At 61.0% G+C, this 25734-nt stretch carries 26 protein-coding genes and 1 tRNA gene; 21 read left to right on the forward strand and 6 right to left on the reverse strand.

Features of this window, described 5'->3' with window-relative positions:
• Positions 1–9: 9 nt before the first annotated feature.
• The 18 genes from pyrH to FPK30_RS07270 all read left to right on the forward strand — a co-directional run bounded on the left by pyrH (position 10) and on the right by FPK30_RS07270 (position 14936).
• On the forward strand, positions 10–765 hold the full coding sequence (gene pyrH / locus FPK30_RS07185; RefSeq protein WP_144085918.1) for a UMP kinase: 756 nt from the start codon (positions 10–12) through the stop codon (positions 763–765).
• Between the two features lie 114 nt (positions 766–879).
• Entirely contained in the window at positions 880–1434 is a 555-nt protein-coding gene (gene frr, locus FPK30_RS07190) for a ribosome recycling factor (RefSeq protein ID WP_101432300.1), read from the forward strand.
• 25 nt (positions 1435–1459) lie between these two features.
• Complete coding sequence (locus tag FPK30_RS07195) at positions 1460–2449, forward strand: phosphatidate cytidylyltransferase (RefSeq protein WP_144085919.1); 990 nt, start codon at positions 1460–1462, stop codon at positions 2447–2449.
• 44 nt (positions 2450–2493) lie between these two features.
• Positions 2494–3681, forward strand: a complete 1188-nt coding sequence (gene rlmN / locus FPK30_RS07200) for a dual-specificity RNA methyltransferase RlmN (RefSeq protein ID WP_144085920.1) — start codon at positions 2494–2496, stop codon at positions 3679–3681.
• A 112-nt stretch (positions 3682–3793) separates the two neighbouring features.
• Positions 3794–4570, forward strand: a complete 777-nt coding sequence (gene hisF, locus FPK30_RS07205; RefSeq protein ID WP_144085921.1) for an imidazole glycerol phosphate synthase subunit HisF — start codon at positions 3794–3796, stop codon at positions 4568–4570.
• A gap of 140 nt (positions 4571–4710) precedes the next feature.
• Entirely contained in the window at positions 4711–5124 is a 414-nt protein-coding gene (gene hisI / locus FPK30_RS07210; RefSeq protein WP_144085922.1) for a phosphoribosyl-AMP cyclohydrolase, read from the forward strand.
• A gap of 64 nt (positions 5125–5188) precedes the next feature.
• A complete protein-coding gene (trpB, locus tag FPK30_RS07215; RefSeq protein WP_144085923.1) occupies positions 5189–7294 on the forward strand; it encodes a tryptophan synthase subunit beta in 2106 nt (701 codons plus the stop codon).
• The gene (gene trpA, locus FPK30_RS07220; RefSeq protein WP_144085981.1) at positions 7294–8238 is read left to right on the forward strand and encodes a tryptophan synthase subunit alpha; all 945 of its coding nucleotides are present in this window, start codon (positions 7294–7296) and stop codon (positions 8236–8238) included. The genes trpB and trpA overlap by 1 nt, the downstream gene beginning before the upstream one ends.
• A 36-nt stretch (positions 8239–8274) precedes the next feature.
• Positions 8275–9186, forward strand: a complete 912-nt coding sequence (lgt, locus tag FPK30_RS07225; protein ID WP_144085924.1) for a prolipoprotein diacylglyceryl transferase — start codon at positions 8275–8277, stop codon at positions 9184–9186.
• 88 nt (positions 9187–9274) lie between these two features.
• Positions 9275–9940, forward strand: a complete 666-nt coding sequence (rpe, locus tag FPK30_RS07230) for a ribulose-phosphate 3-epimerase (RefSeq protein WP_144085925.1) — start codon at positions 9275–9277, stop codon at positions 9938–9940.
• 31 nt (positions 9941–9971) lie between these two features.
• Positions 9972–10235: a phosphoribosyl-ATP diphosphatase gene (locus FPK30_RS07235; protein ID WP_144085926.1), complete on the forward strand. Its 264-nt coding sequence runs from the start codon at positions 9972–9974 to the stop codon at positions 10233–10235.
• A gap of 49 nt (positions 10236–10284) precedes the next feature.
• Positions 10285–11136: an ATP phosphoribosyltransferase gene (hisG, locus tag FPK30_RS07240; RefSeq protein ID WP_144085927.1), complete on the forward strand. Its 852-nt coding sequence runs from the start codon at positions 10285–10287 to the stop codon at positions 11134–11136.
• A 4-nt stretch (positions 11137–11140) separates the two neighbouring features.
• A complete protein-coding gene (locus FPK30_RS07245; protein ID WP_186279442.1) occupies positions 11141–11755 on the forward strand; it encodes a CDP-alcohol phosphatidyltransferase family protein in 615 nt (204 codons plus the stop codon).
• Positions 11748–12704, forward strand: a complete 957-nt coding sequence (locus tag FPK30_RS07250) for a DUF881 domain-containing protein (protein ID WP_144085928.1) — start codon at positions 11748–11750, stop codon at positions 12702–12704. The genes FPK30_RS07245 and FPK30_RS07250 overlap by 8 nt, the downstream gene beginning before the upstream one ends.
• A gap of 1 nt (position 12705) precedes the next feature.
• Entirely contained in the window at positions 12706–13038 is a 333-nt protein-coding gene (locus FPK30_RS07255) for a small basic family protein (protein ID WP_015021764.1), read from the forward strand.
• A gap of 4 nt (positions 13039–13042) precedes the next feature.
• Positions 13043–13876 carry a DUF881 domain-containing protein gene (locus tag FPK30_RS07260; RefSeq protein WP_101432310.1) on the forward strand — a complete coding sequence of 278 codons (834 nt, stop codon included), beginning with the start codon at positions 13043–13045 and terminating at the stop codon, positions 13874–13876.
• Between the two features lie 6 nt (positions 13877–13882).
• Positions 13883–14326, forward strand: a complete 444-nt coding sequence (locus FPK30_RS07265; protein WP_024627697.1) for an FHA domain-containing protein — start codon at positions 13883–13885, stop codon at positions 14324–14326.
• Between the two features lie 13 nt (positions 14327–14339).
• Positions 14340–14936 carry a MerR family transcriptional regulator gene (locus FPK30_RS07270; RefSeq protein WP_024627698.1) on the forward strand — a complete coding sequence of 199 codons (597 nt, stop codon included), beginning with the start codon at positions 14340–14342 and terminating at the stop codon, positions 14934–14936.
• 225 nt (positions 14937–15161) lie between these two features.
• On the opposite strand, the gene FPK30_RS07275 is transcribed toward FPK30_RS07270, so the two are convergent.
• The 6 genes from FPK30_RS07275 to FPK30_RS07300 form a co-directional block, all read right to left on the reverse strand.
• On the reverse strand, positions 15162–15893 hold the full coding sequence (locus FPK30_RS07275; protein WP_144085929.1) for an HAD hydrolase-like protein: 732 nt from the start codon (positions 15891–15893) through the stop codon (positions 15162–15164).
• Positions 15886–16233 (reverse strand): RNA polymerase-binding protein RbpA, encoded by a 348-nt coding sequence (locus tag FPK30_RS07280; protein ID WP_024627700.1) that lies wholly within the window; start codon positions 16231–16233, stop codon positions 15886–15888. Before FPK30_RS07280 ends, FPK30_RS07275 begins: the two co-directional genes overlap by 8 nt.
• Positions 16234–16317: 84 nt before the next feature.
• Entirely contained in the window at positions 16318–18882 is a 2565-nt protein-coding gene (locus FPK30_RS07285) for a DEAD/DEAH box helicase (RefSeq protein ID WP_144085930.1), read from the reverse strand.
• Between the two features lie 13 nt (positions 18883–18895).
• Positions 18896–19219: a hypothetical protein gene (locus tag FPK30_RS07290; protein ID WP_144085931.1), complete on the reverse strand. Its 324-nt coding sequence runs from the start codon at positions 19217–19219 to the stop codon at positions 18896–18898.
• 21 nt (positions 19220–19240) lie between these two features.
• The gene (locus tag FPK30_RS07295; protein ID WP_144085932.1) at positions 19241–21196 is read right to left on the reverse strand and encodes a helix-turn-helix transcriptional regulator; all 1956 of its coding nucleotides are present in this window, start codon (positions 21194–21196) and stop codon (positions 19241–19243) included.
• Positions 21197–21340: 144 nt separating this feature from the next.
• Positions 21341–22771: a UTP--glucose-1-phosphate uridylyltransferase gene (locus FPK30_RS07300; protein ID WP_144085933.1), complete on the reverse strand. Its 1431-nt coding sequence runs from the start codon at positions 22769–22771 to the stop codon at positions 21341–21343.
• Between the two features lie 179 nt (positions 22772–22950).
• Here FPK30_RS07300 and FPK30_RS07305 point away from each other — a divergent pair.
• The 3 genes from FPK30_RS07305 (at position 22951) to FPK30_RS07315 (ending at position 25378) form a co-directional block, all read left to right on the forward strand.
• Positions 22951–23027 (forward strand) — tRNA-Pro (locus tag FPK30_RS07305).
• A gap of 673 nt (positions 23028–23700) precedes the next feature.
• Positions 23701–24684, forward strand: coding sequence for an Abi family protein (locus FPK30_RS07310; RefSeq protein WP_045924387.1), 984 nt, complete (start codon positions 23701–23703; stop codon positions 24682–24684).
• 475 nt (positions 24685–25159) lie between these two features.
• On the forward strand, positions 25160–25378 hold the full coding sequence (locus FPK30_RS07315; RefSeq protein ID WP_045924388.1) for an alpha/beta fold hydrolase: 219 nt from the start codon (positions 25160–25162) through the stop codon (positions 25376–25378).
• Positions 25379–25734: the final 356 nt, after the last annotated feature.

Genomic DNA, 25734 nt, shown 5'->3' on the forward strand with positions numbered 1-25734 from the left:
AGGGCTTTTATGACCGGATCCGATTCAGCGCAAAACCCAGCATCGCCTCGTCGTGTGCTGCTCAAGCTCTCCGGAGAGGCCTTCGGGGGAGGCGAAGTCGGCATCGATGTGCAGGTGGTCAAGCGGGTGGCCAAGGAGATCGTTCAGGCGGTGCAGAGCGGCGTGCAGGTGGCCATCGTGGTGGGCGGCGGCAACTTCTTCCGCGGAGCCGAGCTCAGCCAAGCCGGAATCGAGCGTTCGCGCGGCGACTACATGGGCATGCTGGGCACGGTCATGAACTGCCTGGCCCTGCAGGACTTCCTGGAGCAGGATGGTCAGGCCACCAGGGTGCAGACAGCCATCACCATGGGCCAGGTGGCTGAGCCCTACATCCCGCTCAAGGCCATCCGTCACCTGGAAAAGGGACGTGTGGTCATCTTCGGCGCCGGATCCGGCATGCCGTACTTCTCCACCGACACGGTCTCCATCCAGCGGGCCCTGGAGATTCATTGCGTCGAGGTCCTCATGGGCAAGAACGGCGTGGACGGCGTGTACACGGCTGATCCGCACAAGCAGGCTTCCGCGCGCATGTTCACCAACCTGAGCTACCAGCGTGCTCTGGTGGACAATCTGGCTGTTATGGATGCGGCAGCCCTGTCCATGGCCCGGGACAACGACATGCCCATTCGCGTCTTCGGACTGGAGGGCGAAGGCAACGTGACCGAAGCGCTCAAGGGCCAGCGCCTGGGCACCCTGGTCCACGGCGGTCCTGATCATACCCTGTGACCGATTGCGGGCACACCCCGCGCCGCTTGGCCCCCGTGGCCCCATGGCCGTAGAGTATAAGAATGACGGACCTCGCGCGCACAGGCGGATGGTCCATACAGCAAGGAGCAGATCATGACCACAGTGGTGGACCAGGCCGGAAGGCAGATGGACAAGAGCATCGAGGCGACCAAGGAGAACTTCTCGGGAATCAGGACCGGGCGTGCCAACCCCTCCTTCCTCAACGACATCATGGTGGAGTATTACGGCACACCCACACCCATCAAGTCCTTGGCATCCATCGGCGTCCCAGAGCCCCGCACCCTGGCCGTCACCCCCTTTGACCCCTCCCAGGCGGGCGCAGTCGAGAAGGCCATCCGCGATTCGGACCTGGGCGTCAACCCCAGCCGTGACGGCAACGTCATCAGGGTGACCATGCCCGAGCTGACCGAGGAGCGCCGACGGGACTATGTGAAGCTGGCCAAGACCAAGGCCGAGGAGGGCAAGGTGGCCGTCCGCAACATCCGGCGCAAGGTCAAGGAGGAGCTGGAGACCAAGGTCAAGGACGGCGACCTGGGTGAGGATGAGGGCAACCGGCTGCAGAAGGAGCTGGAGACCGTCACCAAGCAGAAGAACGACATGATCGACCAGCTCCTGGATGCCAAGGAGAAGGAGATCCTCGAGGTCTGATCCGCCTGGGGAGGATCCACACTTCATGAGTACTAAGGAAAGCTCTGCCGAGAAGGCGGGTCAGGATGCCGTCGCAACCCTGAACAAGCGAACCGGGCGCAACATGCCGCAGGCGGTGGCCACTGGCGCGCTTCTGGTGGTCATCATCCTGGCCTGCATCCTGGTGCGCATCGACGCATTCATCTACCTGATCGTGATCTTCATGACCCTGGGGCTCTGGGAGCTCAGGGTGGACTTTGCCACAGCGGGCCTGCATATACCGGTGGTCGAGCTCTGGATCTGCTCGGCGGCCACCATGCTGGCCTCCTTCTACGCACCGGATCACGTGGCGGTCATGACCGCCGGTGTTCTGGTCACTGCCCTGGTCGGGGCTCTCGCGGCCACCCGCAACCATCGTCTGGGCGGTCGGCTGGTCAAGGCGGTGAACGCCAAGCTGTCGGGCAAGGACGCGCAGACCATGGCCGATGCCTCCTACGGCCCTGCAGAGCAGGGGAGCAGGTCCAGCAGCCTGGCCAATGTGGGCGTCACCCTCCTGACCGTTGTCTACATCACCCTCCTGGCCTGTCTGATAACCCTGCCCACCACCTTCGGCGGGCATCCTGCAGCTCATGCCTTCATGGTGATTTTCCTGCCCGCCTTAAGCGACATCGGCGGTCTTCTTTTTGGTTCGCTCTTCGGCAAGCACAAGATCGCGCCCCGCATCTCTCCCGGCAAGTCGCTGGAAGGGTTGGCAGGCTCCATGCTCTGCTGCCTGGTTGGCGCTTTGGTCATCTTCGCAGCCACCTATCCCATGGCGGATTGGGGACGGATCTGGTGGGTCGCCCTGCTCATGGGCATCATGGTCGGAGCCACAGGCACCCTAGGCGATCTGAGTGCATCCTTGATTAAACGCGATCTGGGGATCAAGGACATGGGTCACCTGCTCAAGGGCCACGGCGGGGTGCTGGACAGGGTGGATTCCATTCTCATGTCCGCACCGTTCATCACACTGGTCCTTTTGATCACCGGCCTGTGACCGGTATTGATGGTCGGATAACTGATACTGGATGAGGTAGAGGTATGACAGATGTCGATACGACCGGTGCCGAGCCTGAAACCGGCATCACCCCCGGAGGCAAGGATGGCGCCTTCAGGGACGTGCTGGCGGCCGACCATGCGCGTCGAGGCAAGCCGCCTCGTCACTTTACGGACATGGATCTAGAGGAGCGTCAGGAGGTCTGCGCTCAACTGGGCCTGCCGAAATTCCGGGTCTCGCAGCTGGCCAACCACTATTTCAACCATCTGTCCACCAATCCGGACAACTTCACGGATTTTCCCGCGTCCAGCCGTCAAGAAGCCGCGCGCCGCTTCTTTCCTGAACTGATCACACCGGTCACTGTTCAGAAGGCGGACCAGGGGACGACCATCAAGACCCTCTGGGAGCTCTTCGACGGGTCCAGGATCGAGTCCGTGCTCATGCGCTACCCCTCCAGGGCCACCCTCTGCATCTCCAGCCAGGTCGGCTGCGGCATGGGCTGCCCTTTCTGCGCTACCGGTCAGCTGGGATTGACCCGGAATATGTCGACCGGTGAGATTCTGGAACAGGTCAGGGCAGCCTCCCAGATGATGCGGTCCGGACAGGTCGCCGGAGGCCCGGGGCGCCTGAGCAATATCGTCTTCATGGGGATGGGCGAGCCCATGGGCAACTACCGGGCTGTGCTTTCCGCAGTCAGGCAGATCAGCGCCCTGCCGCCCAAGGGATTCGGCATCTCGGCCAGGAACATCACCGTCTCCACGGTCGGCGTGGTACCCGGCATCCGCAAGCTGACCAAAGAGGGGATCCCGGTCCGTCTGGCCGTCTCCCTCCATGCCCCCAGCGACAAGCTGCGCGACGAGCTGGTCCCCATGAACCGCCGCTTCAACACCACCCAAGTCTTGGACGCGGCTCACGACTACTACCTGGCCAGCGGCAGGCGGGTCAGCATCGAGTACGCCCTGATGCGCGGCATCAACGACCAGGCCGAGCATGCCCGTCTGCTGGCCAAGCGTCTCAACCATTACGGGGACGACTGGGCGCACGTCAACCCCATCCCTCTGAACCCGATTGAGGGGTCTCGCTGGACGGCCTCCAAGCCCGAGGATGAGCAGCGCTTCCTGGACATTCTCCACAAGGCCGGCATCGCTGCAACCATGAGGGACACCCGCGGATCGGACATCGACGGCGCCTGCGGCCAGCTGGCAGCCAAGGCCGTCAAGCTCCAGGCCTAATCCGGCGTTCTGCAATCACCATGCCATAGTGTGGACATGCCATGGTCTTCGGATGCCAGAGAAGCTAAGGTCTTGATTCAAACAAATCGGTTCAGGCAGGAAGGCGGGTCGCATGACGGTAGCGGTTCGTGTCATTCCCTGCCTGGATGTCGACAAGGGCCGTGTGGTCAAAGGCGTCCACTTCAAGAATCTGCGCGATGCGGGCGATCCGGTCGAACTGGCTTCCGCTTACTACCAACAGGGCGCTGACGAACTGACCTTTCTGGATGTGACCGCTTCGGGCAGCGGGCGAGCCACCATGGTGGACCTGGTCAAGAGCACTGCCGACCAGATCTTCATTCCGCTGACCGTAGGCGGAGGCGTGCGGACCCCGCAGGATGTCGACACTCTCCTGCGGTCAGGGGCCGACAAGGTCGGCATCAACACGGCAGCCATTGCCAATCCGCAGGTCATCGGCGACATCGCCCAACGGTTCGGTCGCCAGGTTCTGGTGCTTTCGGTCGATGCCCGCCGATCGAATGCCCAGGGCATTACCTCAGGATATGAGGTGACCACCATGGGCGGCCACCAGTCCACCGGCATCGATGCCATTGACTGGGTCAAGCAGGCCCAGAAGCTTGGAGCCGGCGAGATCCTTCTCAACTCCATGGATGCGGACGGTACCCGTCAGGGATTCGATCTGGAGATGATCGCCGACGTGCGCAAGGCCGTATCCCTTCCCCTCATCGCCAGTGGCGGCGCAGGCAAGGCCGCCGATTTTCCTCCTGCTGTCAAGGCTGGGGCCGATGCGGTCCTGGCGGCCTCCGTCTTCCATTTCGGCCAGGTGTCCATCAAGGATGTCAAGCAGGCGCTCCATGCGGCCGGGTATCCGGTTCGATGGCAGGCCTGAACCAATCCCGAAGAGAATTTTCAGCACCATACGGTGCATGGCATTTGCAGGCCCTGTTGGCAGCAATCGGGAAACTGTACCCATACCATAAACAAGCAACCGACGAGGATATGTCGGACAAATCAGGAGAATGAGGATCAATGTCACAGTCTTCGAAGGACCAGGAAGCACGTTTGGACCCGAGCATAGCGGCCAGGCTCAAGAAGGACGCCAAGGGACTTGTGGCCGCAGTGGTCCAGCAGTATGACAGCCGCCAGGTTCTTATGGTCGGTTACATGGACGAGGAAGCCCTTAGACGGACCCTGACAACAGGAAGAGTCACATTCTGGTCCCGCTCCAGGCAGGAATACTGGCGCAAGGGCGACACCTCCGGGCATGTCCAATACGTCAAGGGGGTCAGCATCGACTGCGACGGGGACGCCTTGCTCATCGAAGTCGACCAGGTGGGGGCGGCCTGCCACACTGGACACAGGTCGTGTTTTGAAGCCGGAGGGCCCTTGCCCGCGGTGCAGGGCAATCGCACGCAGGCGCAAATGCAGAACCAGGAAGGGTAATTCAGTGCAGAAAGACGCTAAGGTTGTGGCAGGGAACACACAGGAAACTGGAGGGAAGGGCTCTATGACCGTCTTGGATGAACTGGTAGCCGGCGCCGTGGAAGATGCCAGGAGCCGGGTACAGCAGATTCCCCTGGAAAGCCTCAAGCAACAGGTCAGGAGCATGAAGCGCAAACCTCTGGATGCCGCGCGACTGCTCAGGGAGAGCGTCGGCATTCCGATCATCGCGGAAATCAAGCGCGCCTCGCCTTCCAAGGGGTACCTTGCCGACATCAACAATCCCGCCGCCCTGGCCCGGCAGTATGCCAACGGGGGCGCTTCGGCCATATCGGTCCTGACCGAGGGCAGACGCTTCCTGGGATCCTTGGAGGATCTGCGGCAGGTCAGACAGGCCGTAGGCATTCCCGTGCTCAACAAGAATTTCATCGTCTCCGACTACCAGGTCTGGGAGTCCAGGGCCAATGGGGCCGACATGATCCTGCTGATTGTGGCGGCTTTGGATGACGCCCGCCTCAAGCACCTGCTCGACCTGGCCGGGAGCCTGGGCATGACCGCCCTGGTCGAGACGCACGATCGCCAGGAGATCGAGCGGGCCATTGCGGCCGGCGCTCGGGTGATCGGCATCAACGCCCGGAATCTGAAGGACCTGAGCGTCGACGTTGACCAGTATGCCCGCCTGGCCTCCAACCTGCCCAAGGATGTGGTCAAGGTGGCCGAGTCCGGAGTGTTCGGCACGGTCGAGCTGGAGCGGTATGCCCGGGCCGGGGCCGATGCGGTCCTGATAGGAGAAGGTCTGGTCACCTCACAGGATCAGGAGGGTACCGTCCGCTTGCTGGTTCAGGCTGGTCACCGCTTCAAGGCCGCCGAGGCCAGGCCCCTCTCAACCCATGACGGTCCCTATTTCGGCCCTTATGGCGGACGTTTCGTCCCTGAGGCCCTGGTGGGCGCCCTCGACGAGCTGGAGCGCGTCTACAAGGAGGCCAAGGCTGATCCGGCCTTCCGCGAGGAGCTGAACAGGCTCAACCGGGTCTATGTGGGGCGTCCTTCGGCCCTGACGCCGGCGCCTCGGTTCGCCAAGCTGATCGGCGATCGGGTCGGCGGTCAGGTCAGGGTCTTTCTGAAGAGGGAGGATCTGAACCACACGGGCGCCCACAAGATCAACAACGCCCTGGGTCAGGGGCTCCTGGTCAAGCGTATGGGCAAGACACGCGTCATTGCGGAGACCGGCGCCGGCCAGCATGGCGTGGCCACGGCTACGGTCTGTGCCCTCCTGGGCTTCAAGTGCCGAATCTACATGGGGCAGATAGACGCCCGCAGACAGGCCCTGAACGTGGCCAGGATGCGGATGCTGGGAGCCGAAGTCGTCGAGGTGACCACCGGGACCAGGATCCTCAAGGACGCCATCAACGAGGCCCTGCGCGACTGGGTGACCAACGTGGAGACCACCCACTACCTGCTGGGCACGGTTGCCGGCCCCCACCCCTTCCCGACCATCGTCAGGGACTTCCAGAAGATCATCGGCGAAGAGGCTTCCGCGCAGCTGTCCGCATACGGCATCGACCATCCCGACGGGGTTGTGGCCTGCGTCGGCGGAGGCTCCAACGCCATCGGCATCATGAACACTTTCCTGGACGATCCCCGGGTTTCCCTTTACGCTTACGAGGCCGGCGGGGACGGGCCCAAGTCGGGCAAGCATGCCATCCGCCTTTCGCCCGGCACCGGTCAGATCGGTGTCTTCCAAGGGACCAAGTCCTATATGCTGGAGGACGACCAGGGCCAGACCATGGACACCTACTCCATCTCCGCCGGCCTGGATTACGCCTCAGTGGGGCCTGAGCATGCCTGGCTGCACGACATGGGCCGGGTCAAGTATGACTATGCAACTGACAATGAGGCCATGCAGGCTTTCAGCGACCTGTGCCGGACCGAGGGCATCATCCCCGCCCTGGAGTCCTCGCACGCCTTGGCTGGAGCCAGCAAGGCGGCCACCGACCTTTTGCGCAAGGGAATCAGAAATCCTGTCATTCTGATCAACATCTCGGGCAGGGGCGACAAGGATGTGGCCACGGCGGGCAGATGGTTCGGCTACCTGTCCGAGCAGGAGGCCAGCGCTCTGGAAGCCCAGGCCGGGCGCAACAGAAGCGATCAAGCAGAAGAGGAGGCCCGATGATGGTCAACCAGCAATGGCAATGGCAGAAAGCCCCCGCCCAGCCTGTCCAGCCTGTCCAACCCCAGCCTGTCCAACCCCAGCCTGTCCAACCCCAGCCTGTTCAACCTAAGGGGTTCAGTCGCACGGCCAGCCCGGTGGCGTCCACGCTGCAGGCCCTCCGCCAAGAGGGCAGGCCGGCTTTCATCGGCTACTTCCCCTATGGATTCCCCGACGTGCCCACATCCCTGGAGGCCATGCGGGTCATGGTGAAAAGCGGGGTGGACATCCTCGAGATCGGACTGCCCTACAGCGACCCGGTCATGGATGGTCCGGTCATCCAGGCGGCCAGCAAGTGCGCCATCGACAATGGCGTCAAGGTCGACGGTGTCTTCGACGCGGTCCGTCAGGTCCAGGCGGACGGTGCCAGGGCTCTGGTCATGAGCTACTGGAATCTGATCATGCATCATGGAGTGGCGGACTTTGCCGCCCGCATGGCCGAGGCCGGCGGGTCCGGTCTGGTCACCCCGGATCTGATCGTCGACGAATCCGGGGAGTGGATAGAGCAGTCGGACCGGTATGGACTTGACCGGGTCTACCTGGTCTCGCCAGACTCCACCGATGCCCGTCTGCAGATCACATCCCGTGCAGCCAGGGGCTTCGTCTACGCGACCTCCCGGATGGGCGTGACCGGCGAACGGACCAGCATGTCCAACTCGGCCCAGAACCTGGTGGCGAGAGTCAGGCATGCAGGTGCCCCTTATGTGTGCGTGGGCATCGGAGTGTCGACCGCCCAGCAGGCCTCACAGGTCGGCGCCTACGCGGACGGGGTCATCGTCGGCTCGGCCCTGGTCCACTGTCTTCTGGATGACGAGGGCAGGCCAAGGAAGGACCGCAGAAAGGCACTGGATTCCTTGGCTGAGGTCTGCTCCGACCTGCGCTGGGGCATCTCCCAGTCAAGGAAGTGAATGGGCTGTAAGGCCCAAGGGCTAGATTGGGGCTTTATGACGCTTGCCTACATTCCATCGCCGGGAATCTCCAGCTTCCATCTGGGGCCGGTCACCATCCGGTTCTATGCGCTGACCATGCTTCTGGCCATCATCGTGGCTGCCTGGATCACCGCCAGGCGCTGGAAGAAGGAGGGTGGCCGGACCGACCAGATTCTGGACATCGCTATCTGCGCGGTACCGGCCGGCATCGTCGGCGCAAGGCTCTACCACGTCATCACCACCCCTGAGCGGTATTTCGGAGCTGATGGCAACCCAGCAGACATTCTGCGCATCTGGCGTGGCGGTCTGGGCATCTGGGGTGCAGTCCTCCTGGGAGCACTGGCAGCCTGGGCCTGGTGCCGTCACAAGAGCTACCCGACCGCCCTGCTGGCCGACAGCGTGGCTCCTGCCCTTCTGGTGGCCCAGGCCATCGGGCGACTGGGCAACTGGTTCAACCAGGAGCTCTACGGGGCCCCCACCACGCTGCCCTGGGGACTGAAGATCGATGCGGCAGGTTCCGCCATCGGCAGCAGCGAACAGTGCTATGACGGGGCCACCTGCCCGACCGGCACCCTCTTCCAACCCACATTCCTCTATGAGATGATCTGGAACCTGATCGGCGCGGCCCTCCTGGTCTGGATCGGCCACAAGGCCGTGAACGTGCTCAAGGCCGGCTCCCTCTTCGCCCTCTATGTCATGTGGTACACCCTGGGGCGCACCTGGATCGAGGCCCTGCGCATCGACTTCGCCCACGAATTCCTGGGAGTCAGGGTCAACGTCTGGGTGTCCATGACGGTCTTCTTCCTGGCGGCCGCAGCCTTCGTCCTCATAGCGCGCAAGGGCAAGCCGACCTCCCTGCTGTCAGAAAAGCTGAGGACCATCACCGAACTCGAGGTGCGTCAGGAATCCAAGGCCCGGAGCAAGTAGGACAGGGTCAGCTATCCAAGGGCCGGCAGGTGTGCAATGGGCCACAAACCGGTGCCGCCGGTCTTCCGTACAACATAGAATAATCTCCATGAGCATTCAGATAGCACCCAGCATTCTTTCCGCCGATTTCGCCAACTTGGAGCGGGATCTCAAGGCTATTGCCGATGCCGATATGGTCCACGTGGATGTGATGGATCACCATTTCGTTCCTAACCTGACGCTTGGCGAGCCTGTGGTGGAGCGCATCTGCCAGGTGACCGACCTGCCGGTGGATGTGCATCTGATGATCGAGGACCCCGACCGCTGGGCCCCGGAATTCGCCAAACTGGGTGTCGCCTCCGTCACCTTCCACACCGGAGCCGTCCATGCCCCGGTCCGTCTGGCCCGCCAGCTGCACGACATGGGGGTCAAGGCCTGCTTGGCCGTGCGCCCTGCCGAATCTGTGGAGCCGATTTTCGACATTCTCGATGAGTTTGACATGATTCTGGTCATGACTGTGGAGCCAGGATTCGGCGGGCAGAAGTTCCTGGACAATCAGATGCCAAAGACCCGCCGCCTTCGTGACCAGATCACCGCACGTGGCCTGAAGACCCACATCCAGGTGGATGGCGGGGTAAGCCCCACCACGGCTCCCATCGTGGCAGAAGCTGGAGCCGACGTTTTGGTCGCAGGCTCCGCGGTCTACGACGCTGACGACCCGGCCAAGGCCATTGACCAGATCAGGCAAGCCGCGCAGGTAAGCTACAAGGACTGACAGGTTTTGCAGGAAGAATGGAGATAGCCAGATGAAGACCTTCGATGGGTTGTTTGAGGAGCTCACGGCCAAGGCCAAGGAGCGCCCAGAAGGGTCCTTGACCGTGGGCGAGCTGGATAAGGGCACGCATTTCATCGGCAAGAAGATCAATGAAGAGGCCGGAGAGACCTGGATCGCCGCTGAGTACGAGGGCAAGGAACGGACGGCCGAGGAGATGAGCCAGCTGCTGTACCACATCCAGGTCATGATGATCGATCGGGGCATCACCCTGGAGGATGTCTACAGGTATCTGTGACCCCCATCCCATCCCGCTGTAGATTCGCTTCCGCAATTAGGAGGTTGCCGTGTTGAAGGTCGCGGTGCCCAACAAGGGCATGTTGTCCCAGCCCGCATGGAGGCTGCTGTCAGAGTCCGGCTATCGTCTGCGTTCCAATGACCGGCAACTGGTGGTCGATGACGTCGACAACGACATCCAGCTCTTTTACTTAAGGCCCAACGACATAGCGGTCTATGTCGGCCTGGGAACCATCGATCTGGGCATCACCGGGCGTGACCTGCTGCTCAACTCCGGAACCAGGGCCGTCGAGGTCATTGAGCTGGGATTCGGCGCGTCCACCTTCAGGTTCGCAGCTCCGGAGGCCAGTGCTATCAAAACTTTGCAGGACGTGGACGGCAAGCGGATCGGCACCACCTTCGACAGGCTTCTTGAGGACTACCTGACCGGCAAGGGGCTCAAGGCCGAACTGATCCACTTGGACGGGGCGGTGGAGTCGTCGGTTCAGCTTGGAGTAGCCGACCTGATCGCCGATGTGGTCTCCACCGGCACCACCTTGCGCAACGCCGGGCTTCGGGTCTTCGGCGATCCCATTCTGAAATCGGAGGGGATTCTCATCAGATCACCCCGTCTGGATCCAGATGATGAGCGGTTGGCGGTCATGTCCCGCAGGCTGGAGGGTGTGCTGACAGCCCGCCGCTATGTGCTGATGGATTATGACATCCCGGTGGAGCGCGTAGCCATGGCGGTGGGCATCACCCCCGGCTATGAGTCGCCGACAGTCTCCTCCCTGCACGACAAACAGTGGGCGGCAGTCAGGGCCATGGTCCCCAGGGACCAGGTGAACAACCTCATGGACCGTCTCTATGAGATCGGTGCGCGTGCCATCCTTGTAACTGCCCTTCAAGCTTCTAGAATGTAGTCGGATGGCACTGATTGATCGAATTTCACGCAGCAGGTACAGCCCTGAGCCACGGTCGGTGATTCTCACCGTACCCAATGTCATCAGTCTGCTTCGTATCCTATCCATACCTCTTATTGCCTATCTGGTGGCCAACCGGCATCTGATCATTTCCTTGGTGGTCATGCTGATTTCGGCCCTTTCAGACGGTGTGGACGGGATCATTGCCCGCAGGTTCAACCAGGTCAGCAAGCTGGGACAGATCCTGGACCCGGTCGCCGATCGGCTGCTGATTCTCTGTTCCGTTCTTGCCCTGAGCATCGCCTCCATACTCCCATGGTGGCTTCTGGCCCTGGTCGGTGCCCGGGATGTGCTCATGGGTCTGTTGGTTTTGGCGCTGGCCCAGCATGATTATGGCCCATTGCCGGTGCATTTCGCCGGCAAGACTGGAACGGCCGTGCTCATGCTGGCCATACCGGCTCTGATTTTTGCGGATGTGGGCACTTCAACCTTCTTCCGTTTCTTCCACCTGGTGGCTCTTGCAGCCGTCATCTGGGGGGTTGGCCTTTACTGGCTGGCAGGGCTGATCTACGCACGTCAGGGCATCGGACTGCTTCGTCAGGACGGCCATCATGACTGAACCGCAGATGACCCCGGAATCCTTCCCTGTGCCGCCTGACCGTGCCTTGATTCACCGCCGGGCGGCTTTTTCGCATTCCAGCGCAGGTCTGGAACGTCACTACGTGGACCAGGAAAGCTCGGAGCCCGCCCAGGAATCCATGCGTCGGCGCATGGCTGATGAGTCTCTGAGGCTGATTGACGACCTGACCAACCGTCCCATGGACCCCATGTTCGAGGATGCCCGTCTGCTGCCCGCCGAGCGTAGATCGCCGCTGAGCGTCTGGGTCAATCGGATACTGGTCTTCGTCATTTGCGTGCTGGTCGGCCTGGCGGGCACGGGTATAGTGCAGGTGTTGCACCGGGACCCCCGTCAGAAGGTACGCGAGAAGCTCATCTCCCAGGTGGAGGGGGTCAGCAAGCGTGCCAATGACCTCAACAGTCAGATATCGGACCTTAACGGCAATATCGATACGCTCTCGGCTCAGGAGGGCGGCCAGGGGCCGAACAGCACGCAGACCGCTGACGATCTGACCAACGGCACCAGCAAGGTGCAGGGGCAGGGCGTCGTCATCACCCTGGCCAACCCTATTGCCTCCAAGGATTCCCGGGACAATGCCGATCAGATCAAACTGCTCACCGACCAGGACCTGCAGTGGTTCCTGACCAAGCTTTGGTCTGCGGGGGCCGAAGCCATCGCCATCAACGGCAATAGAATAGGAACACAGACATCAGTGCGTACAGCCGGTCAGACCATTTTGGTGGGGACCACCTCGATCGAGTCACCCTACAAGATCGAAGCCATCGGCGACCAAGGCGCCTTGTCCGATCTGATGGTTCGCAGTGATCTGCAGGGCCGCCTGCGTGACCTCAAAAGGGCGAACATCACTGTCAATGTGGCCAAGCAGCGGCGCCTGAATCTGAATGCAGTGAGTTTGCCCAATCTGTCCTATGCCGGAAGGAGTCATTGACATGTCGGCAATTCTCGGCCTGATCCTAGGCGTGGTGGCGGGCATTTTCCTCAAGCCCGACATTCCCATTGTCCTGCAGCCTTATTTGCCCATCATGGTGGTGGCCGCCCTGGATGCCCTGATGGGCGCAGTCCGCTCCTACTTCGAACGCAGCTTCTCGGACCGGGTCTTTGTGGTCTCCTTCATCTCCAATGTGATCACGGCTACACTTCTGGTCTTCCTGGGCAACCAGTTGGGCGTGGGTTCTCAGCTGTCTACGGCCGTCATTGTGGTGCTGGGCATCCGCATCTTCTCCAACGTCTCCGCTATTCGGCGGTTCATTTTCAAGGGGTGAGCATATGAGACACACCCTGAGGAAGAAGCGCGATGAGGGAATGCCCAAGAGCATTCCGCCTAGGAGGCCTGGACGGGTCAGGGCTCCGGCCGATGACACGCAGACCGGTGCTTTTCCGGTGGTTCGCCGTCGGCCTCTGCGCACCCTCAATTCAAACGCCACCAGGGTCAGGCTGGTTACCAGCGTCCTGGTGGCCCTGATGTGCGCCCTGCTGGGCTTTGGGTATGCGGTCCAGGTGCATAATAACCAGTCCTCCTACCAGAGTCTGTCCGAGGAGGAGCTGGTACGGGTGCTGGATGAGACCAGCAACCAGGTCGACAAGCTGGAGGAGCGCAAGAGTCAGCTCAACCAGCAACTGACCTCCATCAAGTCCGCCGCCGACAAGCAAAAAGAAGCCGCCCGCATAGCCCAGCAGAATGAGCAGAGCAGCGGCATCCTGGCCGGGCGGCTGCCTGCACAAGGCAGGGGAGTGGTGGTGACAGTCACCGAAGACAGTGATCGGGTGGATGCTTCTACCATGTTCAATCTGATCGAAGAGCTGCGCAACGCCGGCGCCGAGGTCATATCCTTCAACGATGTCCGGGTGGTTACCAGCACCTATCTGTTGGACACCCGCACCGGCCTGCAGTGTGACCACGCCAAGCTGCGCAGTCCCTACATTGTCAAGGCCATTGGGGATCCGGACAGCCTGCAGAATGCCGTCCAGATCGCCGGGGGAGTGGGTTCGCGGATCAAGGTGCAGTTCCATGCGACCGTATCCGTGGAGCAGTCAAATAGTGTCAGAATCGACCAGGTTCGACGCGTGCAGGACTACCAGTATGCAAAGCCTGTAGAATAGGCAATTATGACAGATCCTATTCCCACTGCGGGCGAGACGACCATCATCGGCATGCCGGCCCTGAACATTCCAGTCACCTCCAACGGTGACCGTCCACTGACGAAGGACGACTTGGAGACCATGGCACGATTGCCTGAGGGTACAGCCCTGCTGATCTCTACCAGGGGAGCGGTATCAGGATCGCGTTATCTGTTGGACGAGGATCAGGTCAGCGTGGGTCGTGATCCGAAGGCGGACATTCTGTTGGACGATTCCACAGTCTCCAGGGCGCACGCCATATTCGTGCGGACTGACCATGGTTTTCGGGTCGAGGATACTGGCAGCCTCAACGGTACTTATGTCAACCGCGAACGCGTGGACCAGGCCGACCTGCACAATGGCGACGAGATCATGATCGGCAAGTTCAGGTTGGTCTACTTCGATAATCGGGCAGTCATCGCCAAGAACTGACAGGGGGCATGACATGGCCGGTGAGATGCCGACACTGGTACAGGGTGAACTCTTTTCGCCTGAACAGGCTGAGGGCACGACCCGGGGCTACCGGGGAACGGTCGCGGCCAAGGTGGCCGGCATTACCTATCGGCAACTGGATTACTGGGCTCGCAAAAGGATTGTAGAGCCGTCAATCAAGGCCTCACACGGGTCAGGCTCCCGCAGGCTCTACTCCTTCAAAGATGTGGTCATCCTGGCTGTCCTCAAACGTCTCTTGGATGCCGGTGTCAATTTGGTCAATGCCACGAACACGGTGAACTATCTCGAGCGTCGAACAGTCGGTCAACTCGAGCATGTAACGGTGGTCTGCGATGGTGATCAAGTCACCGAATGCTCAGGACCTGATCAGGTCTTTGCGCTGATGCAGTCCGGGCGTGCCGTTTTTGCTATCTCTGTGGGTGCCATCTGGCATCGTATGGATCTGGAGCTGCAGACCTGCGATCATGTGGATTTGACGACTGGACAGCTGACACCGGGTCTGCCTGAGCGACCTATCGACGAGCTGACGGCTATGCGTCTGCGCCAGCGCCTGGAACAGCAGCATGAGCAGCGCCAGCGGGCTGCATGATTGTCGAGGAGGAAGACGAAACAGGGGAGAAAAACAATAAGTAATTTGACATAACGTACATTATCGGCTTACTAGGTCACGATTCGATTTTGCGTTTTCGAGTGTTTTCATGGTTACTCGGTTGTGGCCAATTTGGTGAGGTTGCAATAGCATCGCTCATAAATTATAAGGGTCACCCAGGTGACCTCGGGTGACCCTAAAAGAGACGATACAGTTCTGGCCGGCTCAGTGCTGAGTTGGATCGTTGTCGAAGTAATCCTCGGCAGCCTGGCACAATTGGTCGACTTGGTCAATGACGCGGTAGCATCCGTGAGATTCCAGTTCTCCGGGCTCAGCATAGCCCCAGCCGCATCCCAGACAGTCCAGGCCGGTTTCCAGCGCACCATCGGCATCAGTCCAGCGGTCGCCGACCATAAGGGCACGGTCGCCGAGTTTGGTGTCAAAGCCAAGCTGTTGCAGAGCGTGGGTGATGACCTGGGCCTTGGTGATTCGCGTGGAGTCCTTGCTGGCACCATAGACGCCATCTACCAGTGGCGTCAGTCCGAAGTGGTCACATACCGGCTGGGCCTGGTACTCGGGCTTGCAGGTGGCCACGGCCAAGGTCAGTCCTTGCTCGTGCATACGATTCAGCTGTTCGGGGATGCCGTCAAAGACCGTAGCGAGCAGACGTCCAGGGATGTGTTGTCCAGGATGGTCCGGATCATCAAATGCCGCTATCTCGCTGTAATAGCGCCGGTAAATCTGGACGCCCTTATCGATGTCTTCTTCTCTGATGCCGTTGCGGCGCAGGGATACTTCAACGGCAGGACCTATGAATCGGCGAAGCTCGCTTTCATCGGGCACAGGATGACCAAGCTCTTTGAAAGTCTGTATAACAGAGGCGATGATGCCTGGATGTGAGGCGGTCAGGGTGCCGTCCAGGTCCAGCAGAACCAGACGGCGCGGTGATTTACTCATAGTCGGGGAACCATCCTTCACGGTGCATTTTCAGACGCTTGTCAAGCACTGCCTTGAGCTCATCCTCCGACCGGCGCTCCAGCAGCATGTCCCAGTGGGTCCTGGTCGGCTTGCCGGTCTTGCCGGACTCTTGTTCGTCATGCCCCTCAAGGTGTGCAATCTGCCCGCAGCGGCACTCCCACTCCTGCGGCACCTCAGCGCCTTCAGCCAAAGGCAGGATAGTCCGGTGGCCCTTGGGGCAGACATAAGCGACCTCGCTACGTGCAGCAAAATCCACATTCTGATCGGATTCCAGGGACTTCGCCCCAATACTCATGCCGCGAAGACTGCGCTCTGCCATGATTCCTCCATACTCGTGTCCGTCACTGCCTCCAAGCTACAGAACAGTGTTGACCTGATACTTATTCCCGGATTGGGCCCGTGTTCACTCCACGCCTGTATAAGCCACAATGCCGCGGTTAACCTGGTCTGCGGCGATGCTGGCAGTCCTGGCCAGGTGATGCCCTCCCCTGCCCAGGTAGGGCTCCACTTGGACGATCTGGGTGAGCACATCGGACAGACGCTTGGCGTTGCGCACGAAGTCCCCTGCCGTCAGATCGCTGTCCCGCAGGATGGTGGTCAGCGAGTCGCCGCAGGCCCAGTCGTAGATGGTCGGCCCCAAGCCAAAGTCGAGTTCTGGCGGCAGCTCCAATCCAGCCTGATCGCAGCGTTCCTGCACCTGGGACCACTGACGCTTCATATCCTCCATGGCCTCAACCAGCCTGGGAGCTCGATACCCGGCCCTCTCCCCCGGCTGCTCCCCTACCCCACGACGGGATTCGTAGACCAGCCCGGAGACGGCCGCTGCAAGTTCAGCGGGCTCCAGATCGTTGAGGATGCCCCGATCCAGGATCTCGGCAAGGCTCAGATCCTGTTCGCTGTAAACTCGCCGGAGCAGCTGCCCCTTCCGGGTCAGTCGGCAGTCGTCAGCATCCACGGGCCGGGTGTAGTGCAGTTCGGCCAGAATCCGGCAGATCCTGTCGAACTGGCGTGAGACTGAGCCTGTTTTGGACTCGTACTGTTCCCGGGTGCGCTGCAGCTCCTTGTCCATGCGGATCCATCGATTCCCCCAGCGCAGGTGCTTGGGCAGATCCGGGCATTGGCGGCAGGGATGGTTGCGCTCCTGCTCGCGCAGCTGGTCGATGTGCCGGTCAAGGTCTCGGAATGCCCGGTCGCGGGCCTTCTCGCTGGTGAAACGTTGACGCTTCAGACGGCGGCGGTCGTTCTTCTGGGCCGAAGAGAGAGCCGTACGGATGCGCATGAACTCGATCAGATCGCCACGGCTGCATTGGGCTGCCTTCCGGTAGTCCTCCAGACCGCTGGTCAGGGTCTCGATGCGTTCCTCCAGCTGTGAAGCTGATCGGTTGGCCTCCCACTGGGCGAAGGAGTGGTCCAGGGTGTCCCGGGCCCGGCTATAGCTGGAGGAGTTGAGCAGGTTGACGGCCATGTTGAAGGTGGGCCGGAAGCTGGAGTGCAGCGGGTAGACCCTCCTGCTGGACAAAGCAGCCATGGTCTTGGGGCTGAAATCCCGGTGATCGACGACCACCACATGGCCGATGTCGTCGATGCCACGCCGACCGGCCCGACCGGTCAGCTGGGTGAACTCGCCAGGTGTCAGGGCTACATGGCCGGTGCCGTCGAACTTCTCCAGCTTCTCGACCACCACGCAGCGGGCGGGCATGTTGATGCCTAGAGCCAGGGTTTCGGTGGCGAAGACCACCTTGAGCAGGCCTAATTCAAACAGATGTTCGACTATCTGCCGGAAGAGGGTGACCACGCCTGCGTGATGGGCGGCGAATCCCTGCTCCAGAGCGAAGCGGAACTGGGCGAACCCCAGCGCCTTGAGATCCTCCTTGCTGAGCTGGCCGGCTGCCATGGAGTCCACGATGTGCCGTATGCGGCGGGCCTCCTCATCGGTGGTCAGCTGCAGCCCCGCCCGGATGCACTGCTGGACGGCCTGATCGCAGCCGGTGCGGGAGAAGATGAAGTAGATGCCGGGCAGCATGTCCATGAAGTCAAGCTCATCGACCACGCCGGCCCGGCTTGGACGATACCGCTCCCCCATCCGTCGCTCCGGCCTGCCGCCACGGCCATGGCGATGGTGATGCCCCTTGTCGCGGGCCTGGATGCGCTCCTGTCCGGCCTTGTCCAGCTGGGCCAGCCGGGAGACCAGACGCGGGTTGATCTTTGGGGTCTGCCGTCCTGAGCCGTCGTGCCGATACAGGTCCAGGATCTCTGGCTCGGTGTGCCTGTCGGCCTGGACCAGGACATGCTGCTCCAGTGGTACCGGCCTGCGCTCGGAGACCACCAGATGGGTGCGTCCGCGCACTGAGGAGATCCAGTCGGAGAATTCCTCCACGTTGGACACGGTGGCCGACAGCCCCACAATGCGGGTGGAGGCCGGCAGATGGATGATGACCTCCTCCCAGACGGGCCCCCGGAAGCGGTCGGCCAGATAGTGAACCTCGTCCAGGATCACGTACTTCAGTGCCGTCAGGGTGGAGGACTGCTCATAGAGCATGTTGCGCAGGACCTCGGTGGTCATGACCACGATGTCCGCCTCCGAGTTGATGGAGGTGTCGCCGGTCAGCAGCCCCACCCGGTCCTCGCCATAGCGGTCGACCAGGTCGTGGTATTTCTGGTTGCTCAGCGCCTTGATGGGGGTGGTGTAGAAGGTCTTGACATTCTGCTCCTGGGCCAGGAATACTGCGAAATCAGCCACGATGGTCTTCCCGGCGCCGGTAGGGGCAGCCACCAGGACGTTGTCGCCATCCTCCAGGGCGGTGATGGCCTCCAGCTGGAAGTCGTCCAAGGGGAAGGGCAGCTTGGACTGAAAGCGTGCTGGAGCTCCGGTCATGCGTTTGCGGTGACGACTGAAACGGGCGTAGCGTTCCGCCGGCCCCGGTTCGGATGTTGATGAATCCTGTCCGTGGTGACGATGACCTGACATGTTCCTCCAAGAATTACTGATTGAACTGCTTCCACCGCCGCCAGATGCGACCGTGGTTCCTCCTGCGTTGCTCCTTGCGCTCCAGCACCAGGGCATGGGCCTGGCTGTATCGCTCGGTTGACTGCGACAGGGGCAGGGCGAAGGCCGGACCCTTCGTTCTATCCGTTGCCTGGGACTGCCCCGGCGCCGGTGGCTGGGGCATGTGCCGGTTCAGATCTTCTGAGACCCGTCCTATGGAGCGGCTGGCTGCCATGGCGTGACGGATGGCGTAGACGGCTCCGCCGATCAGCATGGCCAACATGAAGATCACCAGAAGGATCCAGATCCATCCAGGCATGGAACTCCTCTCCGACCGGGACTAGTGCCGGTCCTGCTCCTTGTCGTGAGCGTCGCTGATGGTGATCTCGCGCTGGGCGCGGGCCAGAATCATAGTGCGTAGGGTCTTGGGCGCCACTGCGGTGATGTGCTTGGCGTGGGCGATGCAGAAGGCCACGAACCAGGAGTCCGAGGAGACGGTCAGATGGACCTTCTGTCCTGATCCGCAGGGCTCCACCGAGGCGCCCGGCAGGGACTTGATGTAGGGCAGGTCAGGACGGTCGGTGATGAAGACGGCAGCCGTGCCGTTGTCGAAGGACCATTTGCGCAGCTCGCTGACCGGCACATCCGGGAACTCCACCTTATGGCTGGGCTTGACGATGGTCGCATGCTCGATTCTGGCGATTCGCAGAACCTGCCACTGCCTGTTGCGTCCGGTGCCCTGCTTGAGGTGGCGGCTGGAATCCGAGGGAGCGTCCGCAGCCTCAGTGCCTTCTGCTGCGTCGCCGATATCGGTCCAGGCGGCGACATAATAGACGCCCTCGTCCACGAAGATCTTGGCAGGTGCCACCACTTTGCGGCGGGTTCGGCCGGCAGCATCCGTGTACTCCATGTCCAGCAAGGATTCGGTCTTGATGGCCCGGCGGACCACCGAGAAGCTCTTGGGCTCGGTCTCGTACCCGGTAAGGGAGAGCCAGGGGGTCACGCCCGGCCCCACATGCGTGCGCAGGCGCTGGTAGAGCGACTCGGCCTGGGTGCGGGACTGCTCGGGCAGCAGGGGCGAATGGGCCAGGTAGTTGAGCGAAGCGGTCAGCATGCTCAGGTACTGGGGGGAAATGCCGGCCAGTCGTTCCAGCCCCAGCGAATTAGTGGCCGAGACAATGCCGCTGTCGTCCAGCAGGGACCAGTCGATGTCGAAGAACTGGCTGCCGGCCATCTCCCCGTCGTCCGAGACCGTGGTCAGGGTGTTGATGTCCTTGTGGATGGTGTTGACGTACTTGCGCAGCTCTTCCTTGCTGTTGGGATGGCCGATGAAGCGCTCGGCCAGCTCGGCCAGGGAGAATTCCTCGCCCAGGTGCGCGGACAGGAAGAGCATGAGCCGCAGGCGGCGGTCCACCTCGGATCCGGTCTGGAAGGAGGATGCGCTGGCTCGGCGGGCATGCCTGAGGTCGGTATCGTCGTCACTGAGGTCGGTGGCGAAGTGCTCGACGCTGGTGCGGGCGATCTCCGGGGAAATGACCGTTGCCGCGCCGGGGCTTATCGACTCGTCGGCCAGCTTGAAGCGGGCGGCAGCATCCAGGCGCCGTCGGAAGGCGTCTGCGGCCTCCTGCGGGCTGACGATGGAGGCATCGGGGTGTTCCAGGACGAACATGGCCAGATCGTCCGAATCGGCATAGGCCACGTTCAGATTCTCTCCGTCCACGTCCACGGTGGCGGCGAAGCGGCGGGAGTCGATGACCTTGACCAGATTGTCGGGAATGCGCTGGGTTCCCAGTCCAGGAGCTATGGAATCCAGGCCCAGACCAGGGATGGGCACCTGCGGCACCCGAGGAGTGGTGCGCGAGGCCGGACGGACCGGCTCTTCGCATGCCTCCTGGGACATGGCGATGGATCGGGCCAGGTAGTTGGCTGCGGCCAGCACCGGCATGTCCTCCTGGTTGAAGTGCATACGGATGCGGGGCTCGTCCCCCAGTTGCAGGCGGTAGGAGGCGAAATCCTGCCCTTCGGACTTGGAGGAGTACTCGGGCTGACGGGATTCGATGGCGATCCCCATGGCCGCCAGCTTGGCCCGGTCACGCTGGAACTGCTTGGCAAAGGCGGCCTTGGCGGCCTGGTCGGCCAGCTCGCCATAGGAGTCGGCATAGGCTTTGACCCGCTGCGCTATCTGCCGAGAAGTCAACCATTGAGGGAAAGCGGACGATAAGACGGCCAGGACATCGAGTTCGTGTTTGCCCCACTTATCCGAGAAACGCCGTCTTCCGTTCGTACCTTCTGCCATCAGTCCTCGCGTATCGTTAAAATTTTGACTGTTAGTGCGCCTAACGCACATCTATCTATCATAGATTCATTTTCAGGAACGTGGGAGCCAAACACTCAAATACGGTCCCTTTTCTTGACAGGCTGAACCCTCTTGCGCCTGGCTTTATACCCACTCGTCAGGTTCGATACCCTGGGGTCCCACATACTGGCCATTGGGCACATATGAGGAACGCCCCTGGTCGCTCAGATGGGCATCCGCATACAGGGTCACATCCCTGCCGAAGGTCCAGTCCCCCTCGATGGTGACCGAGTTGGCGGCTGCCAGGCTGGGAACCCCGTAGGGGAAGCGTTCGTCGAAGTCGGCGATGTACTTGTAGTAGCGTTCATCCAGCTGGACGTTGGGGAAATCGTAGTTGCCATCCTCCATCTCGTAGGAGTCGGTCAGATGGAAACGGTCGGAGCGCATGATGAACAGGTCGTCGGTGGTCTTGACGGGCAGGAAGCGCATGCGGTCCACCTGCACGCAGATGGCTCCCTCGAAGAGCGTGGCGGCGGAACCCATGGCGGTCTCCAGTTGCACCACGGGTCGAGTGGAAGGGTCGGTGGGGTCCACGGTCTTGCGGTTTTCAATGATGGGCAGGGGCAGCACCCCGTCGTATTCGGCCAGCTTGTCGCGCAGGGCATCGACCCTGACCCAGATGCTGTTGGTGTTGAAGTAGGGATGCTTGCGGATGGACATGGCCGAGCTGCGGTCGTGCGGATCCACCTGGGACATCTCCCGTAGGATGAGGCGTCCGCTGGCCTTGTCGATGACGATGTGGCCGCCTTTGCGATCTGCCTCGGTCCGCTCGGCCACCTCGATCATGAAGGGCGCTCCGGACTGTGCGAAATAACCGGCCAGGGTCCTTGAAGGCCTGGCGCCCAGGTTGTCGGAGTTGGAGATGAACAGGTAGTCGATCCCCTGCTCCTTGAGTGTGTCCAAAAGGCCGGTCTCCCAGATGGTCGAGAAGATGTCGCCGTGGCCGGGAGGGCACCATTCCAGGTCGGGTTTGGCCGGGAAGTCGACAGGACGGCCGGTTTCGGCGTCGATTTTGGGTTCGATGTGCTGAATGATCTCCATGGGCACCTCGTTCTGGACGAAGCGGCGGTCCTGCTTGACCACGCGCATGGTGTCTCGTGAGGTGCGGAAGGAGTTCATGAAGATCAGCGGCAGAGGTACCCCCAGGCGTTTGCGGGCCGTCAGCACCTGGCCCATGATGATGTCCAGAAAGCGCATCCGACGGGCCTTGTGGCGCCGGATGGGCAGCAGGGACTTGGCCTTTTCCAGGCCCATGGAGGTGCCCAGCCCACCATTGAGCTTGATGAAGGCGGTGCGGGAGAACGCGTCTAGGGCCATGTCCATATCCATGGAATCGTGGATGTCCTTGGTGCGGGGCACGTCCTTGAGCGGCGTGACATCCTTCTCTCGCACACAGGCCTTGGCTTCTCCCCGCCTCCACGTCTCGTAAAGGTGCCTGAACTGGTTGATGGAGACTTCGCTCATGCCCTTGTCGCGCATCTTTGCGGCCGAAAGGTCGAAAACGTCTGTGCTCATGGAACCCCTTCCGGGCTGGGACGACTCGCGGCCGACGCGGGTTGCGCCGACCGTCCAGAATCATGATAGCAAGTCGATCATGTGACCCGGTCTGTCTGCACTTGTCTGCCGGGACTCGCCGGGCCATTGTCGGCCCGGTGACGCTGTGCTACTATCTCTACTCGGTGCTGATGCACCGTCGGGCCGTAGCGCAGTTTGGTAGCGCACTTGACTGGGGGTCAAGGGGTCGCGGGTTCAAATCCCGCCGGCCCGACCAAATAGCAACGATTCCAAGGTCTTAGGCCTTGGAATTATTTGTAGTTCCAGGCCCTTCGATACCTATTTGCATATATTCGGCGCTTCGCTCTTTCTTCACGTTTCCCTTCATTCGCCAACTGTGAGTTCGTGATCGGCCAGAAGATCCTCGGGGTCGGCGTTGAGCTGAGCGTAAGCCATCATCAGCTTCTTTCTCAGAGTCCCCGGCAACGCGGCCGCGCCTTCCCTTGATGCTGATGGTCTCTGCGGATGCATTCCTGCGCTGATACAGGCGCAAGTCCTCTACGCCATCCTCCTCCCTCCAATCACGTAGGTCGTGGAGTCAACCTGGATCAGTTGACGTTTGTGGCTGGCTTCGGCCTGGCGGACGGTCAGGGTTGAGGTCGCCGGTATCCTCCTGTTCTGTGCAGAACCACAAAGGAGCGTACCCAGGGCAACTGCGGGAGTCTGGTAGAGGGTCATAATCAAATCCACCGCCCTGGGTCTGGCCCGAGATGTCATCTCGTTGAGTGCCGTGTACGCCCAGCCTCAGCTCTGAGCGGCAATCAAGTCTTGAAGTTTTGCGTTCGGCGCCAGCACGATGTAAAGTTAGTGCTGTTAGAAGCCGCCACTGCCTCTACTGCCTTTCGGGGTGGAATGCATACTATGGCGGTATTTTTTTACCCGGAGGGCACATGGCATCCACAACCGTAGCCAAGCTGCCCCCATACCCCAGCCACCCGTACCGCAGTTCCATGGACCTGGCCCAGCTCCTTGTGGACAACGGGCTGACGGGTATCAGCGTCCAGGACCTTGCCGGGCGAATAGACCTGGTCGGCTACTACCGCCTCAAGGGTTACTGGTATCCGTTCCTCACCCCTGTGGCAGGTGCCAGAAAACGCAAACTGCCCTTCCTGTCCCGCACGTCCTGGGATTCCATCTGGGAACGCTACGTGTTCGACCAGGAATTGCGCACCATCGTCTTCGACGGCATCGTCGGCATCGAGGTCCATCTCAAAAGCTACATGGCATCAGAGCTGGCCAAGGCAACTGGGCCGTTCGGCTATACCGCGCCGGATGGCCTGCCCGGGCTCAGCCCCGAGGAACACAGGAACGCGATCGCCAATATCACCAGCGACTACCAGCGGTCGTCGCTGCCTCAGCTACGACATTTCAGAGCCACGTATTCCGATCCGCTGCCGCCCATCTGGATGCTGGTGGACTGCCTTTCCTACGGTGATTTCAAGAAGATCTTCTACAAGGGCGCCGATCCTTCAATCAAACGGCAGTTGGCACTGCAGCTTGGCATCATGTCCAACAAGCCCGGCGTCAGCAACGAGAAACTGCTGCGCGACTGGCTGGAAAACATTCGAATCGCCCGCAACAAGACCGCCCATCACGACCGCTTCTGGAACTGCATCGACCCCAAGATGACACCCATCAAGCCCAAGCTGTACCCCAACGACGCTACTTGGTGGGGCAACCAATGGGAGCCCTTCCGCCGGCCGGAGTCAAAAGGCCCGGCTGGATTCCTGACCATGGAGCACTACCTGCTGAACCAGCTAGGCATCACCTACTGGCGCAACAACTTCGTGGGACTGATGAACCGTTACCCCGGCATCCCCCTGAAACACATGGGCTTCCCGGACAACTGGCAGTCACTGCCCATCTGGCAGTGAAGCCTGCACCCTTTTCACCCAATAATACTGCGACTAGAATAGGCAGGCAGTTTTGGCGTATAGCCTTATTCCAGGCTCGTATTGAGGGGCAAGCTGGTTCCGGTCGCGTGGCGACCGGAACCAGTGCGGCAGCAGTATGGTCGAGCTGATCCAGCTCGGCGGGGTTTCGGGGCGGCGGCCCCGATACAAGCTTTGCTGCCCACCTAAGTCAGATGGCTTTTCACAGAAAGTAGGACATACCCGAACCACTAGATCGCAGGCCACCACCATTTGGGCAGCGCACGGTTCCATAGTGTTATCGCTGGCCATGTCTCAATAATGCAAGATTCACCGATAGTAATCTCAAAGAGGATTCCATCAGAACCTCAACCAGTCATCCAGCTCCTCTGCTCGTTCTCATGTCCGGCTTGTCAAAGCTCTCCCCTGCCAAGCAACCCACCAACCCTGCGATGTGCGACCACTTCACCAGGAGCTGATGGACACGGACTTCACCGACACCCACCACTTCGAGGTGCCGGTCACCTTCTGTGAGGGCAGACAGGACCACCACGTCTCCTCCGCCGTCGCCCGCGACTGGTACGAGACAATCGACAGCCCCAAAAGCTGGCACTGGTTCGATCGCTCCGGCCACTTCCCCCAATGGGAGGAACCCGACCGCTTCCTGGGATGTGTGCTGCAAGACTTAAGTCAATAACTGATCGCAGAACCGGAATCCTTTTTTTGCCGAGAAAGCACTTCCTCAATATGCTTTTACTGCTGCTCTGCCACAAGCTGTCAGCTACTGTAGACTCGTCTATATGCTCCAAGTAATTACGAGGAATCCCCTGGAAGATAAGGGCGAAGCACAATACCGTCAGCTGGTGAGAGTGGGACATAAACTACTGAGTGTCGCGGTGTTCGGGGACACACATGGTAGCGTCCCGAAACTGGTGCTGCTTTCAGGGTGTGGAACCCCTTCCCCTCTGTATGATTTCAAGGCTCTCATTACTAGACTGCAAAACTCATACTGTCTGATTGTGGTGGAGAAGTCCGGGTACGGGTTTAGTGACT

This window comes from Bifidobacterium apousia (assembly GCF_007559275.1).
Lineage (GTDB): Bacteria > Actinomycetota > Actinomycetes > Actinomycetales > Bifidobacteriaceae > Bombiscardovia > Bombiscardovia apousia.

What these genes read in the sequence shown, in the direction of transcription:
- pyrH (WP_144085918.1), top strand. Translation starts at nt 10, where the DNA reads ATGACCGGATCCGATTCAGCGCAAAACCCAGCATCGCCTCGTCGTGTG.
- frr (WP_101432300.1), top strand. Translation starts at nt 880, where the DNA reads ATGACCACAGTGGTGGACCAGGCCGGAAGGCAGATGGACAAGAGCATC.
- FPK30_RS07195 (WP_144085919.1), top strand. Translation starts at nt 1,460, where the DNA reads ATGAGTACTAAGGAAAGCTCTGCCGAGAAGGCGGGTCAGGATGCCGTC.
- rlmN (WP_144085920.1), top strand. Translation starts at nt 2,494, where the DNA reads ATGACAGATGTCGATACGACCGGTGCCGAGCCTGAAACCGGCATCACC.
- hisF (WP_144085921.1), top strand. Translation starts at nt 3,794, where the DNA reads ATGACGGTAGCGGTTCGTGTCATTCCCTGCCTGGATGTCGACAAGGGC.
- hisI (WP_144085922.1), top strand. Translation starts at nt 4,711, where the DNA reads ATGTCACAGTCTTCGAAGGACCAGGAAGCACGTTTGGACCCGAGCATA.
- trpB (WP_144085923.1), top strand. Translation starts at nt 5,189, where the DNA reads ATGACCGTCTTGGATGAACTGGTAGCCGGCGCCGTGGAAGATGCCAGG.
- trpA (WP_144085981.1), top strand. Translation starts at nt 7,294, where the DNA reads ATGGTCAACCAGCAATGGCAATGGCAGAAAGCCCCCGCCCAGCCTGTC.
- lgt (WP_144085924.1), top strand. Translation starts at nt 8,275, where the DNA reads ATGACGCTTGCCTACATTCCATCGCCGGGAATCTCCAGCTTCCATCTG.
- rpe (WP_144085925.1), top strand. Translation starts at nt 9,275, where the DNA reads ATGAGCATTCAGATAGCACCCAGCATTCTTTCCGCCGATTTCGCCAAC.
- FPK30_RS07235 (WP_144085926.1), top strand. Translation starts at nt 9,972, where the DNA reads ATGAAGACCTTCGATGGGTTGTTTGAGGAGCTCACGGCCAAGGCCAAG.
- FPK30_RS07245 (WP_186279442.1), top strand. Translation starts at nt 11,141, where the DNA reads ATGGCACTGATTGATCGAATTTCACGCAGCAGGTACAGCCCTGAGCCA.
- FPK30_RS07250 (WP_144085928.1), top strand. Translation starts at nt 11,748, where the DNA reads ATGACTGAACCGCAGATGACCCCGGAATCCTTCCCTGTGCCGCCTGAC.
- FPK30_RS07255 (WP_015021764.1), top strand. Translation starts at nt 12,706, where the DNA reads ATGTCGGCAATTCTCGGCCTGATCCTAGGCGTGGTGGCGGGCATTTTC.
- FPK30_RS07260 (WP_101432310.1), top strand. Translation starts at nt 13,043, where the DNA reads ATGAGACACACCCTGAGGAAGAAGCGCGATGAGGGAATGCCCAAGAGC.
- FPK30_RS07265 (WP_024627697.1), top strand. Translation starts at nt 13,883, where the DNA reads ATGACAGATCCTATTCCCACTGCGGGCGAGACGACCATCATCGGCATG.
- FPK30_RS07270 (WP_024627698.1), top strand. Translation starts at nt 14,340, where the DNA reads ATGGCCGGTGAGATGCCGACACTGGTACAGGGTGAACTCTTTTCGCCT.
- FPK30_RS07275 (WP_144085929.1), bottom strand. Translation starts at nt 15,893, where the DNA reads ATGAGTAAATCACCGCGCCGTCTGGTTCTGCTGGACCTGGACGGCACC.
- FPK30_RS07280 (WP_024627700.1), bottom strand. Translation starts at nt 16,233, where the DNA reads ATGGCAGAGCGCAGTCTTCGCGGCATGAGTATTGGGGCGAAGTCCCTG.
- FPK30_RS07285 (WP_144085930.1), bottom strand. Translation starts at nt 18,882, where the DNA reads ATGTCAGGTCATCGTCACCACGGACAGGATTCATCAACATCCGAACCG.
- FPK30_RS07290 (WP_144085931.1), bottom strand. Translation starts at nt 19,219, where the DNA reads ATGCCTGGATGGATCTGGATCCTTCTGGTGATCTTCATGTTGGCCATG.
- FPK30_RS07295 (WP_144085932.1), bottom strand. Translation starts at nt 21,196, where the DNA reads ATGGCAGAAGGTACGAACGGAAGACGGCGTTTCTCGGATAAGTGGGGC.
- FPK30_RS07300 (WP_144085933.1), bottom strand. Translation starts at nt 22,771, where the DNA reads ATGAGCACAGACGTTTTCGACCTTTCGGCCGCAAAGATGCGCGACAAG.
- FPK30_RS07310 (WP_045924387.1), top strand. Translation starts at nt 23,701, where the DNA reads ATGGCATCCACAACCGTAGCCAAGCTGCCCCCATACCCCAGCCACCCG.
- FPK30_RS07315 (WP_045924388.1), top strand. Translation starts at nt 25,160, where the DNA reads ATGGACACGGACTTCACCGACACCCACCACTTCGAGGTGCCGGTCACC.